The 17,519-nt window shown below is 55.3% G+C and carries 15 protein-coding genes and 1 other annotated feature; of the genes, 2 read left to right on the top strand and 13 right to left on the bottom strand.

Annotated elements, in window-relative coordinates:
• Positions 1-22: 22 nt before the first annotated feature.
• The 7 genes from IRT44_RS10230 to IRT44_RS10200 all read right to left on the bottom strand — a co-directional run bounded on the left by IRT44_RS10230 (position 23) and on the right by IRT44_RS10200 (position 8,387).
• Positions 23-964: a carbohydrate ABC transporter permease gene (locus IRT44_RS10230; RefSeq protein ID WP_171565777.1), complete on the bottom strand. Its 942-nt coding sequence runs from the start codon at positions 962-964 to the stop codon at positions 23-25.
• Between the two features lie 76 nt (positions 965-1,040).
• Positions 1,041-2,333 carry an ABC transporter substrate-binding protein gene (locus IRT44_RS10225; protein WP_212132297.1) on the bottom strand — a complete coding sequence of 431 codons (1,293 nt, stop codon included), beginning with the start codon at positions 2,331-2,333 and terminating at the stop codon, positions 1,041-1,043.
• A 36-nt stretch (positions 2,334-2,369) separates the two neighbouring features.
• Positions 2,370-3,413, bottom strand: coding sequence for a serine hydrolase domain-containing protein (locus IRT44_RS10220; RefSeq protein ID WP_212132298.1), 1,044 nt, complete (start codon positions 3,411-3,413; stop codon positions 2,370-2,372).
• A gap of 14 nt (positions 3,414-3,427) precedes the next feature.
• A complete protein-coding gene (locus IRT44_RS10215; protein WP_230076619.1) occupies positions 3,428-4,279 on the bottom strand; it encodes a MurR/RpiR family transcriptional regulator in 852 nt (283 codons plus the stop codon).
• Between the two features lie 474 nt (positions 4,280-4,753).
• On the bottom strand, positions 4,754-5,521 hold the full coding sequence (istB, locus tag IRT44_RS10210; RefSeq protein ID WP_008409491.1) for an IS21-like element helper ATPase IstB: 768 nt from the start codon (positions 5,519-5,521) through the stop codon (positions 4,754-4,756).
• Positions 5,518-6,741, bottom strand: coding sequence for an IS21 family transposase (istA, locus tag IRT44_RS10205; protein WP_008409807.1), 1,224 nt, complete (start codon positions 6,739-6,741; stop codon positions 5,518-5,520). The genes istB and istA overlap by 4 nt, the downstream gene beginning before the upstream one ends.
• A gap of 425 nt (positions 6,742-7,166) precedes the next feature.
• Positions 7,167-8,387 carry an IS256 family transposase gene (locus IRT44_RS10200; protein ID WP_230076618.1) on the bottom strand — a complete coding sequence of 407 codons (1,221 nt, stop codon included), beginning with the start codon at positions 8,385-8,387 and terminating at the stop codon, positions 7,167-7,169.
• A gap of 452 nt (positions 8,388-8,839) precedes the next feature.
• Between IRT44_RS10200 and IRT44_RS10195 the strand changes: the two genes are divergently transcribed.
• Positions 8,840-10,132 carry an amidohydrolase gene (locus IRT44_RS10195; RefSeq protein ID WP_230076617.1) on the top strand — a complete coding sequence of 431 codons (1,293 nt, stop codon included), beginning with the start codon at positions 8,840-8,842 and terminating at the stop codon, positions 10,130-10,132.
• A gap of 124 nt (positions 10,133-10,256) precedes the next feature.
• Here IRT44_RS10195 and IRT44_RS10190 read toward each other — a convergent pair whose 3' ends face one another.
• The 6 genes from IRT44_RS10190 to IRT44_RS10165 form a co-directional block, all read right to left on the bottom strand.
• Positions 10,257-10,457: a type II toxin-antitoxin system antitoxin gene (locus tag IRT44_RS10190; RefSeq protein WP_171565782.1), complete on the bottom strand. Its 201-nt coding sequence runs from the start codon at positions 10,455-10,457 to the stop codon at positions 10,257-10,259.
• Between the two features lie 21 nt (positions 10,458-10,478).
• The gene (locus tag IRT44_RS10185) at positions 10,479-11,321 is read right to left on the bottom strand and encodes an SPFH domain-containing protein (RefSeq protein ID WP_230076616.1); all 843 of its coding nucleotides are present in this window, start codon (positions 11,319-11,321) and stop codon (positions 10,479-10,481) included.
• A 240-nt stretch (positions 11,322-11,561) separates the two neighbouring features.
• A complete protein-coding gene (locus tag IRT44_RS10180; RefSeq protein WP_171565784.1) occupies positions 11,562-12,254 on the bottom strand; it encodes a metal-dependent hydrolase in 693 nt (230 codons plus the stop codon).
• A 79-nt stretch (positions 12,255-12,333) separates the two neighbouring features.
• Positions 12,334-13,809, bottom strand: coding sequence for a sodium:solute symporter family protein (locus IRT44_RS10175; protein ID WP_171565785.1), 1,476 nt, complete (start codon positions 13,807-13,809; stop codon positions 12,334-12,336).
• Positions 13,806-14,006, bottom strand: a complete 201-nt coding sequence (locus tag IRT44_RS10170) for a DUF3311 domain-containing protein (RefSeq protein ID WP_171565786.1) — start codon at positions 14,004-14,006, stop codon at positions 13,806-13,808. The genes IRT44_RS10175 and IRT44_RS10170 overlap by 4 nt, the downstream gene beginning before the upstream one ends.
• A gap of 140 nt (positions 14,007-14,146) precedes the next feature.
• Entirely contained in the window at positions 14,147-15,325 is a 1,179-nt protein-coding gene (locus tag IRT44_RS10165) for a M20 family metallopeptidase (protein WP_171565787.1), read from the bottom strand.
• Positions 15,326-16,011: 686 nt separating this feature from the next.
• Positions 16,012-16,285: a binding site (T-box leader), on the top strand.
• A gap of 69 nt (positions 16,286-16,354) precedes the next feature.
• Here IRT44_RS10165 and trpS point away from each other — a divergent pair.
• On the top strand, positions 16,355-17,341 hold the full coding sequence (gene trpS / locus IRT44_RS10155) for a tryptophan--tRNA ligase (RefSeq protein WP_171565789.1): 987 nt from the start codon (positions 16,355-16,357) through the stop codon (positions 17,339-17,341).
• Positions 17,342-17,519 lie beyond the last annotated feature (178 nt).

The following is a 17,519-nucleotide window of genomic DNA, read 5'->3' as shown; positions in this document are numbered from 1 at the left end:
ACTGCTCCTCCTTTCCGCTCCGTCAGTGCTGCACTTCCCGTTTCCGCATCAGGTAGAGAGAGAGGGCTGAGACGGATGCGACGATGAAAAAGATGACGATGGCAAGCGCCGAGCCCAGACCAATGGAGATGTCTCCGGCGCCTCCCGCCCCGCTGAACGCCAACCGGTAAAAGTAGACGGCCAGCGTGTCGGTGGAATAATACGGTTCGCCCATCGACCCCTGCATGGCGTACACCAGTTCAAACGCTTCGAACGCCTGGATGAAGGTAAAGATCGTCATGATCGTGATCGAAGGCATGCAGAGCGGAAGAATGATCTTCACCAGCATGCGAAGGCCGCTCGCCCCGTCCAAGCGGGCCGCCTCGATCAGCTCCTCGGGAATGGACTGCAGCCCGGCGAGGAAGATCAGCACCGCAAACCCGATGCCAAACCAGCAGTTGACGAGAATGATTGCCAACAAGGCGGTATCCGGGTCTCCCAGCCAGGGCCTGGCCCACTCCGAAAGGCCCAGCTTGTGCAACAAGGTATTGAGCGCCCCGTAGTTGGGATTGAGGATCAGCTTCCACAAAAAGCCGACCACGATGACGGACAAGAGTCGAGGGAGGAAATAGGCCACCTTGAGGAAACCGGCTCCCCTGAGCTTCCGGTAGATGAGAAAGGCGAGCACAAAGGCGATGCCGTTTTGCACAATCATCTCGACCACGAAGTAGATGACGTTGTGGCCAAACGCGTTCCAGAACATTTCCTGAAACGGCTCCACCCGAAACAGCGTGATGAAGTTTTTCAGGCCGACGTAGGCGCCTCTGGAGATGCCCTCCCACTCGTACAAGCTGTAGGTGAAGGCAGACACGATCGGGTAGACGACAAACAATGTGTAAATCACGAGAGCCGGAAGGGGAAACAGGTGGACGAGCCACCGCGCTTTTCCCTTTGAACGGGCAGCCCGTGTCTTTGCTATGCTCATGTTCACCCACCCCCTGATGAGGGCAGCGGAGCGGAAACAAGCACGCTCTCACCCCGCCGCCATTTTCCACAAATGTCTACTTCTTGAAAGCGGGGAACCATTTTTCCGCTGAATTCTGCACCTCTTGCGCCACCTGCTCCGGCGTCAATTTGCCGAGGTACATGCCCTGCAGGGCGTTCTCCAGCGTCTTTTTCGTCGACGGATTCCCTTCCGCAAAATGGACCACCATCAGATACGGCGTGGCGATGCTCTGCGACATCTCCGCCATCTTGTTCACCAGCGGGTCGTCGGTGCTCACTCCGGGCACGGCGCTGATCCGTTTGAACTCGCTCGCAAACAGCTCGCCGAATTTTTTCGTCGTCATAAACTCCAAAAACTTCAGCGCCTCCTGTTTGTGTTTGGACTTGGCGTTGACTGCGTACGAGCCGTCCACCCAGGTGGTCAAAACGTTGCTGCCGTCATCCGTCGGCATCGGGAAGAAATCGATCGGCAGATCCGGGTTCATCTTTTTCAACCCTTCCAGCTCAAAGCTGCCATTGATGAACATGGCCGCCTTTTCCGTGAAAAACATCGTGCGGATGTCGTTCAGTTCCAGGCCGACGAAATTTTCCGGGAAATAAGGGACCAGCTCCTGCATCCGCTGCAGCGATTTGACAAACTCAGGGCTGGTGAAGGTACTCTCCCCTTTCAGCAGCTTGTCAACAAACGCGTTGCCGTTGTAGGTTCCCGGTGCAATCACGCCGTGGCTGAGTGAGAGCAGCCATCCTTCCTTGGCGCCAAACGCGAATGGCACCACGCCGTTTTCCTTCAGTGTTTTGGCTGTGGCGATCAGTTCGTCCCAGCTTTTCGGCTCCTTTAACCCGTACTGGTCGAAGATTTTTTTGTTGTAGTAAATCTGCGTCGAGTTGAGCGAGAGCGGGACGCCGTATATCTTGCCGTCTTTGCCTGTGGCAGCGGCCAGGACGTCCTGGGGAAACTCGCGTATGCCGGGCAGATTGTCAAGCGGCTCCAAATGGCCCGCCTCCGCCAGCGAGATGCCGGGCGCGTAGGGCCGAAGCTGCAGGATGTCGGGGCCGCTGTCACTCTGCAGGGCCGTGTTCAGGATCGTGTCGTACTCCGTGGCCTTGAGCGGCTTGAAGTCGATCTTGATGCCGGGGTTCTCTGCTTCAAATGCCTGGATGATCTTCTTGTACCCCTCCGTGTCCTCAACGCGCCAACTGTTCATGGTGAGCGTCACCTGCGCGGAGCCGCCCTGCCCTCCCTGCTCGCCCGACGGTTTGGTCGTCTCTGCTCCGCCGCTGCATCCGGCCAGGGCCATCGTGGCGGCCAGCACAACCGAAGCGGCTGTGTGCAAACAGAACCTCTTCATGCTCCAACTTCCCCCTTTTGTACACTTGACTGCAATTTATGTCAGGTCCGGCATGAGCCGGGCCGTGACGGCATCGTGCAGGATCGGCCGCAAGCGCCTGAGCGCGTGATCGCGGCCAAGATGGACGGCATTGGTGAGGAAAATGACGGCCCATCCGCGCTCCGGATCGATCCACATGCTGGTCCCGGTAAAGCCGGTGTGGCCGAAGCTGTTCCGGCTGAATCCACAGCCGCAGCTCAGCCCCTCACCGGCGCAGTTCACCTCCCAGCCCAGGCCCCTCGCTCCTCCCTTGCCCTCCGTGCGGCAGCGTACGGCCTGCTCCCTCCATTTGGGGGTGATCGGCGCCGGATCGCTGCCCAGCCACAACATGGCATAGCGGCACAGGTCGTCGGCGGTGGCAAACAAGCCGGCATGACCGGCTACTCCTCCCATCGCGTACGCTTTTTCGTCGTGCACCTCACCGGTGAGGAAGCCGTTGGTCAAGCGGCACCACTCTGTAGACGCAATATTGCGAAAAATTTTCCGATCCGGACGGAAGCAGGTGTGCCGCATGCCCAGCGGATCAAACAGGCGCCGCTTGACATAACGGTCCAGCGGCTCTCCGGTCAGCTTCTCCACGAGCAGCCCCAGCCAGATCATCCCCAGGTCGCTGTACACCACGCGTTCGCCGGGCGGATGCAGCAGCGGCAGCGCGTACAACGTCTCCGGCAGCGGAATGTGAGCGTCCCTGCGCCGTTTTTCCGTGTCGGCAGCCAATCCCGCCGTATGCGTCAGGAGCTGCTCGATGGTGATATCCCGCTTGTCGGCCGGACAGTCGGGAAAGAAGCAGCCTACGGGATCGTCCAGGGCGAGCCGCCTCTCCTGCAGCAGCAGCAGAACGGCAGGCAAGGTGGCTGTCACTTTCGTCAGCGAAGCGAGGTCGAACAGCGTATCCGGCGTCACCGGCTGTCCGTCCGGCAGACTGGTCCGGCCCACGTCACAGGCGAAGAGGAGGCCGCGCCTGTTGACGACACGCAAGGCGGCCCCTGGTATCAACCCCTGCTCCACCCATTCCTCCAGCAGCCGCTTGACGCTTTCCATCTTCGCTTCCTCCTCTACGACCGCTTGGTCCGGCTCACGGCCAGGCGCGTTTTTTCCAGCAGCGGGATCACTTCCTGATGCCTTCTGGAGACCATGGCGATAAACACAATGTCGATCACGTTCAACTGGGCGATCCGGGAGGCCATGGCGCCGCTGCGGATACTCTTTTCGACCGAACTGGTGAACAGTCGGATGTCGGCCAGCTCGGCGACGGGAGACGGCCCAAATTTGGTCAGGGTGATGATGGTCGCCCCCTGCTGTTTCGCCTCCGTCAGCGACTGAATGATGTCTTCCGTCTGTCCCGAGTAGGAGATGCCGATTGCCACGTCCCGCTCCGTCAGGTTGACGGCCGACGTGAGCTGGGCGTGAAAGTCGGAATACGCTTCGCACCAGAGGTTGATCCGGGAAAACTTTTGCTTGATGTCCTCCGCGATCACGGCAGAAGCGCCTACTCCGTACACGTCGATCTTGCGGGCCCGGGACAGCGCTTCGGCCGCCCGCTCCACCTCTTCGGCTGATAGGACGGAAAGCGTGTCCTTGATCGACTGGATGTTGTTCCAACTGATCGCCTGCATGATCGAGTCCACGCTGCCCTCCATCATGATTTCCTGGTAGCTGTCCGACTCCGACTGCTTGTTCAGATCCCCGGCGATTCTCAGCTTTAATTCCTGGTATCCCTTCATGTTCAGCGTCCGCGCCAGGCGAATGATCGTCGCTTCCGAAACGCCGCTCAACTCCGCCAGCTTCTGGACCGACAGCTTTACCACCTCATGCGGATGGGCGAGAATAAAATCGGCCACTTTTCGTTCGGACGGCTTCAATTCTTCCAACATTGCTTGCAGACTGACAAGACCTCCGCTCAGCATCCCGACACCACTTCCTACCAAAACTTCCCTTTTATTTTATGTAATTTTATTTCTAAAGTCAATCGCTGTTTATTAAACAATATTACAACAACGGCAAAAAAATGTCCGTTGGAAAGGGGCAACACTCGAAGACGTTGTCGTTTTGGACTTCCTAAAAAACTTGATGAAGGCATGCGTCTACATCCAAAAGGGGATAAGCAGGCTGACCTATATTATGACAAAGGGGAAAAGCATTTGTTTGGAATGGATGAAACTACTGCACATGCGAGCAGGTTTACTTTTTTGTTATATCATTTGTAATATATAGGTGGAAATTTACATAATGAGGAAGATAGAAAAAACACTAAGGGAGGTATTAATGTGGAATTTTATTACTTAGGAATACTGATGATCCTATTCGTTCTGTCAACGCCGACTTTATTTTGACCCACCATCGCCGGTTTAGAATTGACCCACCCGGCGATTTTTTGTTGGTTAGGTGGTAGAGGGGGAGCCGTAGGCTCCAGTCCTCATCTTCTCACGAAGTCGGTAACTATTCCCCCTAATATTGACGATGTGGGAATGGTGTAAGAGCCGATCCAGGATAGCCGTAGCAAGTATCGGATCGCCCATCAGTTCCCCCCATTCACCGAAACTCTTGTTGCTGGTCAACAGAATACTCCCTCTCTCGTATCTTGCACTTACTACCTGGAAAAAGAGGTTAGCTGCCAAACTGTCAAACGGTAAGTAACCAATTTCGTCAATAATCAGGAGCTTTGGTCGAATATAGATGCGTAGGCGTTTATCCAGCCTGTTTTCCGTGTAAGCTTTTCGCAGATCTTCGATGAGTTGCGAGAGACTGACAAAGTAAACGGATATCCCTTGCGAGATGGCTTCTACAGCCAACGCCACCGCCAGATGACTTTTTCCTACTCCGGGAGGCCCTAAGAACAAGACATTCTCGTGTCGGGTTACAAAAGTCATCGTGGCCAGCTCTCGAATCAACCGTTCGTCAATGCTGGGTTGGAAAGCAAAATCGAACTCCTCCAGCGTTTTTCGGTAAGGCAAGTGTGCGAGTTTGGTGCGTACCTCCATATTCCGTTTTTGACGTTCCGCTATCTCTGCATCTAGAAGCATGTTGAGAAAGGACAGATAGGTGGGCTGTCCATGACTTGCCGCTTCCAAATGGGCATCCAAGAGTAGAGCCGCTTGCTGAAGCCCAAGTTCCTCAAGACGTAGCCGTGCCTGTTCCAGTTCAATCATGCTCCCACCCCCGTCAGCTGCTCATAGACATCCAGCGAACGCACTTCCACTTGCTGCGATGAAATCTGTCGGGCTTGCGGACGTGGATAGGCATATCCTTGAGCAGTCGTAAGACCTGCATACTGGTTTTCACAAAAAACAGTTGCACGGGATCGATAGACCTTTTGGTGTCGAGCAATACATGTGCCGTCGGCCCAGATTTCCACCCACCCATTCACTTCTCGCACGGTACCCTCACGTCCACTGTACCTCCATGGAACCCCATATCGTACACCATCGTAGCTAACAAATCCGTCTCGGCTGACCTGTCTCGGTTCATGCAAGTATTTTTCCCATCGTTCAGCTGAAGGGATAGGCGACAGATTTTCCTCACGGAGTCGGTCGATGGGACGTTCGCCGGTTGTTCCATGAATACGGCGGTTAATCCGCTCGCACCAGTGTAGGGCTTGTTGATTGAGATCCTGTAAATCAACGAAGCGTTTGCCAGGAAGAAAGTTGTTTTTTACGTATTGAACGCCTCGTTCCACTTTTCCCTTTGTTTCGGGGCGTCGAACTTTGCATACTTTTGGAACAAGCCCAATCGCTGCAGCAAAGTCGGCAAAAAGCGGATGCCAGCGAGGTTTTCGATCATCTCCCATGCCCAGTACGACGGTTTTCATCTGGTCGGTCAGCATTACCTTTGGGATGCCCCCAAAATATTCAAAAGCATGAATCAAGCAACGAAGAAAGCTGTGAATGTCACAACGCTTAGTGAACTCTATATAGGTGGAACGAGAGTACCCCAATACCATGACAAATACCGGCACTTTTCGGACTGTACCGTCCAAATCTACGTAATCACACAGTCCCCAGTCGACCTGTGCATATTCACCAGGTTTCGTCTCGTAACGAAGAACAGCGGGAACTTGTTTGGGAGGACGGAAGTCCTTCACATAGTCTTTCAAGATGGTACGTCCCCCGGTATACCCCTTTTCTCGTAGAAGATCGAATAAAACCTCGCAGTTATAGATACCTTCTTGAAGACGTTCCTGCAGGAACGGTTTATACGGATCAAGCTTGGAACCACGAGATTTACGGGTTCCCTTTTCGGGGGAGAATTCACCCCGGAGATATCGGCGAACTGTATTTCGAGAATGCCCCGTTAGACGGGCAATTTCACGAATACTCTTGCCTTCTGCCCTCATGGTATGTAACGATATCACTATCCCACTCCTTAGCATGTGTCTCCCTCCGAAGATTAACTTGGCCGTTAATTACGAAGGGGATATATTCGCTATGGGTGGGTCATTTTCTTTCCGGCGAACCTGGGTCAATTATATCCCGGCGGTGACACGTTCTTGCCATATACAATTTCTTAGAAGCTATTAAATGGATTGTCGAGAAAAATGAGAAGGAATTTAATAAACGAAGAATAGTTTCTATAGTAAGTTTCGTTATTTTTATGATTATCTATATTCTTTCATTCAAATTAAAATAAACCTGAAACTATCGCTAAAAAACAAAAATCATGGTTGTCGAGAAATTCTCGACAACCTGTTACAAATGAAATCGGTCATATAAGCTAATAGTATAAAAAATATGTTCAGCATAAACGTAAATATAGGGTCTGTCAATGATTTTGTGTAAACTCCAATAGCCGTTAGGCTCAGCGGAGATATGGTTGAACTCGCTCCGGAAACTGAACGGACAGTTGTAACAGAATTTGGCCCCAGTTCTGAACTCTCCCCGTCCACTTTCGTAACACATCCATGGTTGCCAGGTAGAGCATTTTGAGCAGGGCTTCGTCTGTAGGGAAAATGGCTTTTCCTTTGGTGACTTTTCTCAGTTGGCGATGGTAGCTCTCAATGACATTGGTTGTGTAGATCAGTTTGCGAATTTCGGGTGAGTACTTGAAGAAGGTGGAGATTTCCGCCCAGTTCGTACGCCAGGAACGGACAATAAGGGGGTACTTTTGTCCCCACGTCTGCTCGAATTGATTCAGTTCTTCCAAGGCGGCCTCTTCCGTGGCCGCTTTATAAATCGGCTGCAGGGCCGACGTGATCTTCTTGATGTCTTTGTAGGAAACGTATTTGATCGAGTTGCGAATCTGGTGGATGATGCACTTCTGGATTTCCGTGATGGGATAGCAAGCGGAAATGGCCTCGGAGAAGCCGCGAAGATTGTCCACACAGGTAATGAGGATGTCTTGCACGCCCCGGTTTTTCAACTCGTTTACGACATGAAGCCAGAACTTTGCCGATTCATTTTCCCCGATCCAGATGCCAAGTACATCTTTGTGGCCTTCCAAGTCAATGCCAATGGCCATGTAGGCGGCTTTGTTGACGATGGCACCGTCTTGTTTCACCTTGAAGTGAATGGCATCCAGGAACACGACCGCATATACAGCCTGCAAAGGACGGTTTTGCCATTCTTTGATCAGCGGGACGATCTTGTTGGTCACGTTGGAGATGAGGGTAGGAGAAACCTCGATGCCGTAGAGCTGCTGCAGGTGATCCTGAATGTCGCGGGTAGAAACACCCTTGGCATACATGGCAATGATTTGGTCTTCGATACCCGTCACGTTCGTTTGGTTCTTTTTGACGATGGTCGGCTCAAACTCACCGGCCCGGTCACGCGGAACCTGAATGTCCACATCGCCGTACTCGGAACGCACCTTTTTCTTGCTGTAGCCGTTCCGGCTGTTGGTGGTTTTCTTGTTTTTCGTGTCGTGCTTGGCGTAGCCAAGAGATGTCTCCAGTTCGGCTTCCAGCATCTCTTGAAGGGTGTCGGCAAACAACTCCTTCAGGGCCGATTGGACGTCTTCCACCGATTGCATGTTCTTTTCCTTGATCCACTGCTTGAGTTGCTCTTTGGTCATCAGGCTCATGGGCTCTCCCAACCTTTCTTAGAATTCATTGTACTCTATTTTGAAGGTTAGGAGTTTACACAAAATAGTTTATAGACTCTAAATATAGCCCGTGATGCCGTGAATCTACCGTTCCTCAAGTCCCCTATGCGTTGCATCATTTCCAATCCTGCCTCCAGTGTGAGCATATCCGCTGCAAGCAAACGCTTCACCACATATGCTTTTATACCATCCCCAGCACTGAAATGCCTATCTCGCGAATCCGCATCAGTCATGTTTGTAAAACCTCAGGAAATCATTCCATGAATTGCATTTTTAGCAGGGTACATAAGTAGACAATCCTCCATGAAAATTTTCGGGACAGTAACAAAAGGGATATCATACGATGAGTTTTCTCCGCCTCTTGACCTTTCCGCAACGGCAACCCTTACGCTCAAAGCGACACCATCATCATTACGTGGAGGGGAGTCCAGATGAAGACGACACTGCTCAAAGGCTGCACGATTCTGACGATGCGGGAGGGAGAGCAGCCGTTTGCGGGGGACATCCTGATCGAGGGCGAGCGGATCGCCGGCGTCGCCCCTGTCATCGACCGTGAGGCAGACGAGGTGATTGACGCCAGGGGAATGGCGGCGATGCCCGGCCTGATCAACGCCCACAACCACGCCGCCATGTGCCTGATGCGCGGCTTTTCCGACGACCTGAAGCTGATGGACTGGCTGGAGAAAAAGATGCTGCCCGCTGAAGCGCGGATGACGGAAGAGGACATCTACTGGGGCACGCTGCTCGCCGCAGCGGAGATGATCCGCTCCGGCACGACCGCGTTTGCCGACATGTATGTCTGCATGGACGCGGTGGGACAGGCGGTGCTGGACAGCGGGATGCGGTCCTCGCTCACCCGGGGTCTGGTCTTTCTCCAGGATGACGGAGGCAAGCGGATGCAGGAAGGGATCGACCTGGTGGAAAAGTGGTCTGGTGCTGGCGATGGACGCATCACCACGATGTTTGGCCCGCACGCCCCCTATACCTGCCCGCCCGAACCGCTGCGGGAGGTGATCGCACTGGCTCGGGAGCGGCGCGTGCCCATCCACATCCACCTGGCGGAAACGATCGAGGAGACGGTCAAGCTCCGCGACAAGTACGGACAGACCCCGACCGAATACCTGTACCAGCTCGGCCTGTTCGACCACCATCATGTCCTCTTGGCCCACGCCGTCCACCTGACGCGCCGAGACATCGGCTACCTGCGCGGCATGCGCGGCGGCGTCGCCCACAATCCCGTCAGCAACCTAAAGCTGGGCTGCGGTATTGCGCCGGTGACCGATCTGCTGGCGCAAGGCATCACCGTCGGCCTTGGTACGGACGGCGCCGGCAGCGCCACCACGCTGGACATGTTTGCGGAGATCAAAGCCGCCACCTGGCTGCAGAAGCTGGATTACGGCGACCCGACCCGGCTGCCGGCCGAACAGGTGCTGCGCATGGCGACGATCGAAAGCGCCAAACTGCTGGGCATCGACCACGAGGTAGGGACTCTGGAAACGGGCAAAAAGGCAGACCTCATTCTGATCGACCTCGACAAGCCTCACCTGCAGCCTGTCCACAACATCGCCTCGCTGATCGCCTACGGCGCCCAGGGCGGAGACGTCGACACCGTATTCGTCAACGGCCGCATGCTGATGCGGCGGCGTGAACTCCTTACCCTCTCCTGGGAAAAGATCAAAAAACAGGCGGCCAAGCGGGCGGCGAGACTGGTCCAGGGGTTGTGACGAAACGCACGGACGCAAAAATACAAGCCGTGTTCCCCATTGGGAGCACGGCTTGTGTTTCGTATGTGCCACACACTTCTGAGCGGGTACAGGTACGCCCGCCGTGATCGCATGGCAGGAAGCATCAGTCATGTTCCTGGTCGTTCTCATCCGGATGTTTCTGTTCCTTGCCGCCAGAAGAGAGGCGGCCGGCGCGTCTGGCGGACTCACGAAGCAGAAATTCAATATGGGCATTGACGCTGCGGAATTCATCGGCCGCCCACCGTTCCAGCACCTCGTACAGATGCATGTCAATTCGCAAGGGAAACTGCTTCTTTTTGGCCATATCCCTGTACCAGCATCTGCTCTAGTAGATCGTGCCCGTATTGATGACCGGATGAGCTTCCCGTTCGGATACAATGGCTACCATCAGATTGTTGACCATGGCTGCCTTTCGTTCTTCGTCCAGGTCGATCACGCCGTCTTCCTTGAGCTTGTTGACGGCCATTTGAACCATGCCGACAGCCCCTTCCACGATCTTCTGCCGAGCGGCAATGATCGCGGCTGCCTGCTGCCGCTGCAGCATCGCTCCCGCAATCTCCGTCGCATAGGCCAGATGGGTCAGGCGCGCCTCCAACACCTCAACCCCGGCAACCTGCAGCCGCTGCTGCAGTTCGCGGGCCAGTTCCGCCGCGACCTCATCCGCATTGCCGCGCAGTGAGCTGGCATTGATGTCTTCAAACGTATCGTAGGGATAGCTGCTGGCAATGTGTCGGAGTGCCGTTTCGCTTTGGATTTCCACAAATGTCTCGTAATTGTCTACGTCAAACAAGGCTTTGGCGGAATCAACCACGCGAAACACGACGACGGCCGCAATCTCGATCGGATTTCCTTCCACATCGTTGACCTTCAGCTTAGAGCTGTTGAAGTTGCGAACGCGCAGCGACACCTTTTTACGAATCGTAAACGGCGTTCCCCACCAAAAGCCGCTCCGGCGCACGCTGCCCAAGTATTGACCGAAGAAGATGAGCACCTTTGCTTCATTGGGCTGTACGATGAAGAACCCCGAGATACCCACAGCGGCAAGCAGCAGAAAGAGGACGCCGATCAGACTGCCCTCGCTGAGGAAATACAGTCCCAATGCAAAAAGAACGACTTCCAGCAGCAAACCGATAAACCCATTCAGCGCCCACGTCCGTTTTTCCGTCATTTCCGCACGCCCCTTTTTATAATGATTTTAAAGTGATATCATAAGTATATCATTTAGATATGAGCGATGTAAAGCAGCACATGTCATGAAAATAACGCCACATATGCCGCTGCGCCTGCTATTGGTACAAACAAAAAAGCCGCCCTCCCGGTTTGAAAGGGAGGAACGGCTGTGTCTGCCTGTTTGACTGGACGTACTTCACATTCGTTCGCACTGCCCGCTTTTGTCTGCACAAAGCGTTTACAATTGGATGCTTTCTCCCGGCTTCAGCGCCTGTCCATCGATCCGTTTTTCCTTCAGCCGGGCGATGAACGCCTCTCCGTCCTGCTGGATCGGCGGGAACGTATTGTAGTGAATGGGCACGACGAACTTGGCCTTGAGCCACTCGGCGGCCGTTTCCGCGTCTTCCGGTCCCATCGTGAAGACATCCCCGATCGGCAGGAAGGCAACGTCGATGTCGTGGCGCTCCCCAAGCAGCTTCATGTCGCCGAACAGGCCGGTATCTCCGGCGTGGTACACGGTCTTGCCGCCGATGTTCACGATGAACCCGCCGGGCATGCCCAGGTAGACGATCCGCTGCTCCTCGTCGTAGACCATGCCGGAGCTGTGGAACGCCTGGGTCATTTTTACGCGGCCAAACGGGAACGCTGCCGACCCGCCCAGATTGAGCGCCATCGTCTTCGCGCCCTGCCAGGCCAGGTAGTTGGCCAGTTCAAAAGTGGCGATAATCGTCGCATCGTTCTGCTTGGCCAGCTCCACGGCGTCGAGGATGTGATCCTGGTGGCCGTGCGTCAGCAGGATGTACTGCACGCGAATGTCGGACAGCGCGGTCGTCGCCAGCGGATTGCCGGAGATGAACGGGTCCACGATGATCGAATGTTCCCCACTCGTCAACTGTACGCAGGAGTGGCCGTGATACCGGATATCCAACATGTGATCTCCCTACCTTCCCTCAACAATGATCTTGCTTTCCCTCTGATGATAGAAGGGAATGAAAGCCATGTCAAATCGCTTACGCGGCATGCGCGTTTTTGTCGCCGATCGCGCTCCTGCTTCGCATCACTAGGCTGACTGCCACCATCACCACGACGTTGACGATCAGCGCGACGATGCCGACGTTCAGATCCTGAATCGCCTGCGGCAAAAAGGGAAACAGGCTGCCGACCGTGGTCTCGCTCAGCGTAATGGCAGCCACCGTGGCCACCCCGGCGATAATGCCGGCCGCTGCCCCGTGTTTGGTCACCACATTGCGCTTCATCAGACTGAACAAGAGAGCGGGAAACAGCTGCGTCACCAGGCTGTACCCCATCAAGAGCAGCGCGACAATTGCACTGCCGCCTTCAAACGTAAAGTAGAGGGAGATGAGCGCCACCACCGGCACCAGGTACTTGGCCAGCTTGGAAATCTGCGCGTCGCTCGCCTGCGGGGCGAACACCTTGTACACGTTTTTCGCCAGCAGCGTGGAGGCGGCCATCAGGATCATCGACCCTGGCACGATGGCGGTCAGCAGGCCCGCTGCCCCGATCACGCCGACAAACCACGGGTCAAACGTCTGGATGGACAGGCGCAGGAGCGACAGGTCGCCGTCCGCCCCCTTCAGACCGGGCACCTGCAGAATGGCGGCAAACCCTACAAAAAACACAAACAGCAGCACCAGCGAGTAGAGCGGCATGATGATCGCATTTTTTCGGAACACCCGCTCGTTTTCCGCCGAGTAGGAGGAACCGAACGTGTGCGGCCACATGTAGAAGCCCAGCACGGTCAGAAGCACCGTGGAGATAAACCAGGAGGGGCTCATGCCGCTCTCCGGCAGGGCGAGAAATCCGGGCATCGCCGCTTCCACCGCTTCAAACATCGGCTGAATGCCGCCGTAGTAGTGGAATGGCAGATAGAGACCGAGAAAGACGACGACAAACAGAATCATGATGTCCTTGAGCATCGCTGTCCAGGCGGAGCCGTGAATGCCCGAGACCATGACGTACAAGGTGACGGCGATGGTCCCGATCCAGATGGCCGCCTGACGGGAGATACTGCCGTACGACGCTTCCGACACGATGATCCCCAGGCCCTGGAGCTGCAGCACCAGATAGGGAATCATCGCCGCCACGCCGACGAGCGAGACCAGGATGCCCAGATACGGGCTGTTGTACTTGCTGACGAAAAAGTCCGACTGGGAGACCAGCTTGTGCTCCTTGGCATAGCGCCAGATGGCGGGGAGCAGCCAGTAGGAGAGAACGTAGGCCAGCGCGCCGTACGCGATGATGTAGAACGTCGGTCCGCCCTTGCTGTAGGCCCAGCCGCTGCCGCCGAGGAATGTAAACGTGGTGTAGATTTCCCCCGCCATCAGGAGAAAGACCAAAATGGTGCCGAAGCCGCGCCCCCCCACTGTCCACTGCTCCAGATTCATGTCCTTGCCTTTGCGCGCCCGGATGCCGAGGTAGAGAGAAAGCGCCAGAAAGGCGAAAATGACCAGCAGCGCGGCGTTCATTTTGCATCCTCCTCCCTGTTCGCCGGGTCCAGTTTGTACACGACTGCCATGATCACCGATGTGAGCACGACCCACATGACGACCCAAAAGAGGAGAAACGGCAGACCGAACACGTATGGGGTGACGCGGTTAACCAGCGGGATGCAGGCGAGAATGCCGATAAACGGCAGCAACGCCAATACATGAATCACCTTCATGGGACCCTTACCTCTCCCTTCCGTTTCTGTTCGAACCTGTGCGATTCAGACTGTGTCAATCTGCGCATGGGTGTTCCCGTCAAGAGGTGCTGCCGCCGCCTGGCGGAGCGGCGGACAAGCAAGCCATCGCCAGGGAACGGTCACATCACGATTTTGCGGGCAGCGTTGACAAACAACTTCACGCCCACCTGCAGCGCATCCTCGTCCACGGTAAAGCGCGGATGGTGATGCGGGTAGATAATGCCTTTCTCCTTGTTGCCGGCACCCACGTAGAAGAAGCAGCCCGGCGCTTTTTGCTGGAAGGCGGAGAAATCCTCGCCGCCCATGTTTGGCTTGATATGCTCCACCCATTGGGGACCCAGCGTCTCCACCACCACTTCCTCCATCAGCCTGGTCACGTCGGCGTCGTTGATGACCGGACGGTAGCCAAACTCGTACTTGAACTCGTACGAGGCGCCGTGCGCTTCCGTAATCCCTTTAACCACCCGCTCCATCAGGGCCGGGACAGACTCGCGCAGTTTCTGGTCGAAGCTGCGCACCGTACCGCAGATGCTGACCGATCCCGGAATTACGTTGTGCATGGTGCCGCCGACAAACTGGGTGACGGAAACGACCAGGTTGTCCAGCGGATCGGTATTGCGGGAGACGATGTGCTGCAGGTTGGTCACCACCTGTGCGGCAATCGCGATGCTGTCGACGGTCTGGTGGGGCAGAGCAGCGTGGCCCCCTTTACCCAGGACCGTGATCCAGAACGTGTCCGGTGCAGCCATCATCGGCCCGGGACAAATGCCGACTTTGCCATACTCCAGCGGCGACCACAAGTGCGTGCCGATCACTACGTCGACGCCGTCCATCACGCCCGCCTGCACCATTTCTTCCGCTCCGCCGGGGTACAGTTCTTCTGCGTGCTGGAACAGAAAACGCACCTCGCCTTTGATCCGGTCTTTCATCCCCGACAAAATCTTGGCTGTCCCAAGCAGCATCGCCGTGTGGCCGTCGTGTCCGCAGGCGTGCATGACGCCCGGATTTTTCGAGGCAAAATCAAACGTGTTTTCTTCAGTAATCGGCAGGGCATCCATGTCCGCCCGCATCGCCAGGACCCGCCCCGGCTGGGAGCCGATCAGCCGTGCCATGACGCTGGTCTTCGTCGGACGATGCACCTCCAGGTTGCCAAACGACAGGAGTGTATCGTATACGAATTGGGCCGTCTGTTCCTCGTGGAAAGACAGCTCCGGATACTGGTGCAGATAGCGCCTCCACGCGATCACCTGCTCCTTGATTTGTTCCACCGCGTCGTTTAACGTCGCTGTTGTCGTCATCATTCATGCCTCCTTGTGATGTGCGCCCCCCTTGCAGACGGCTTGCGCTGGTCAAGGGAGCTCACATTCCGTATTTTTCAATAATTATGTCAATTCACTCGGTGACAGTACGGTTCGGTACAGCGCGTTGGCGCCGTATCCGCATTCCTCTTTGCTGGTATACAGCTGCATGCAGTCGTGGTGTCAGGGCGAGGCCGTCTAGAACCATTGAGCGAAGATGGGATAGTACCAGCCAGCGCCTGGGGACTTATTTGTGTTTGTATTTATATCCTCTGTGTTTAAACGATGGCTGTAAAGGGATTATTTTCCCGTTTCTTTCCGTGTAATAGTATCTTACATCAGGTTCATCTGCAAAAACCACCTCTGCACCGAAGACCGGAAGCTTCCCGAATACGCCATCGATGCGAACGATCAGCTTCTCATCAATATTTCTCTCGGTAATGAGATAGTGGCGTACCTTTTTCTCCAAACTTACCAACGTTCCTTTTACATATATAAATGGAGAAGACAAGAGGAACAGGCCGAGCAATGCGAAAATCACCGTTTTTTGTTCATTTCGTCAGCCCCCAAGAGCAATTCCCGGCCAACCGAACCGAACCAACCCAACCGCCCTTTTCGTCGATCCAAAAGGGATCTCCCTTGATTTTTTGCCGGGCAATCGGTAAAATGTTAGCTCAAAGAGGAAGTACATGGCGATGAGGAAGAAGAGTAGGCATCACAGGAGACTGAAGAGAGCTGATGGCTGGTGCGAATCAGCGTCAACTGGATGTTGAATGGGCTTCCGAGCTCCGGACCGAACCCGCCCGGCGGCAGTAGGCTTCGGCGTGAACGTCCGCACGTTACAACGGACACCGTATCACTGGTACGGAACAAAGCGATTTCAACCACGAGCACGCACATATATGGCACGGTCGTGGATTGAAATAAGAAGGGTGGCACCGCGGTTCATCCGTCCCTGTTATGGGCGGATGGACCTTTTTTATTGATCTTCAACTTCATCGTCACATTTGGAAAGGAGCGAATCCAATAATGAAAACCATCTTTTCCGGCATCCAGCCCAGCGGCATCCTCACCCTGGGCAACTACCTGGGCGCGATGAAGCACTTCGTCCCGCTGCAGGATGAATTCAACTGCTACTTCTGTATCGTCGACCAGCACGCCATCACCGTTCCGCAGGACCCGGCCGCGCTCCGCGAAAACATTCGCCGCCTGGCGGCCCTCTACCTGGCTGTCGGCCTTGACCCTGAGAAAGTGACCCTGTTTATCCAATCGGAGGTACCGGCCCACGCCAAGCTCGGCTGGATCATGCTCTGCACCTCCTACGTGGGCGAACTGGAGCGAATGACCCAATACAAGGACAAATCCCAAGGGCGCGGCGAGTCCATCCCGGCGGGCCTCCTGGCCTATCCGCCGCTGATGGCGGCCGACATTCTCCTGTACGGCACGCATTACGTCCCGGTCGGTGAGGACCAGAAACAACACCTGGAACTGACCCGCGACCTGGCCATCCGCTTCAACAAACGCTACGGCGAGATCTTCACCATCCCGGAAATCCGCGTGGCGGAAGTGGGCGCGCGAATCATGTCGCTGCAGGACGGGACCAAGAAAATGAGCAAATCCGATCCCAACCAGGGCGCGTACATCTCCATGCTTGACGAGCCGGACACAATCGCGAAAAAAATCAAGCGGGCGCAGACCGATTCCGACAACGCCGTCCGCTACGACAAGCAGAACAAGCCGGCCATCTCCAACTTGCTGACCATCTACTCGCTCTGCTCCGGCAAATCTCTGGAGGAGCTGGAAGAGATGTACGCCGGCAAAGGCTACGGCGTCTTTAAAACCGATCTGGCCGAGGTGGTCATCGAGACGCTGAGACCGATCCAGGATCGCTACCACCAGCTGATCGACTCGCCGGAACTGGACGCCATTCTCTCTGCCGGCGCCGAAAAGGCGAACCGCGTTGCCAACCAGATGCTGCACAAAGTGGAAAAGGCCATGGGCATGGCCCGGTTGTAAACAAATTGGATGCGGGGAACACTCCCCTGCCAAAAGGCTGTCTTTCGGGACAGCCTGTTTTTTTATGTTCGTTTTTTCATACCCGAAAGTAGGCTAATGTTCACTTGTAGCTGCTTTTTCCCTTGTAATAAGATGGGAAAAGTGTAAATCCCCCCGAGCGATAGCAGTTCTTTCGCTT

Source organism: Brevibacillus sedimenti (genome assembly GCF_020923495.1).
In the GTDB taxonomy this organism is placed as follows: domain Bacteria; phylum Bacillota; class Bacilli; order Brevibacillales; family Brevibacillaceae; genus Brevibacillus; species Brevibacillus aydinogluensis.
This window is presented reverse-complemented; position numbering and strand designations above follow the sequence as displayed.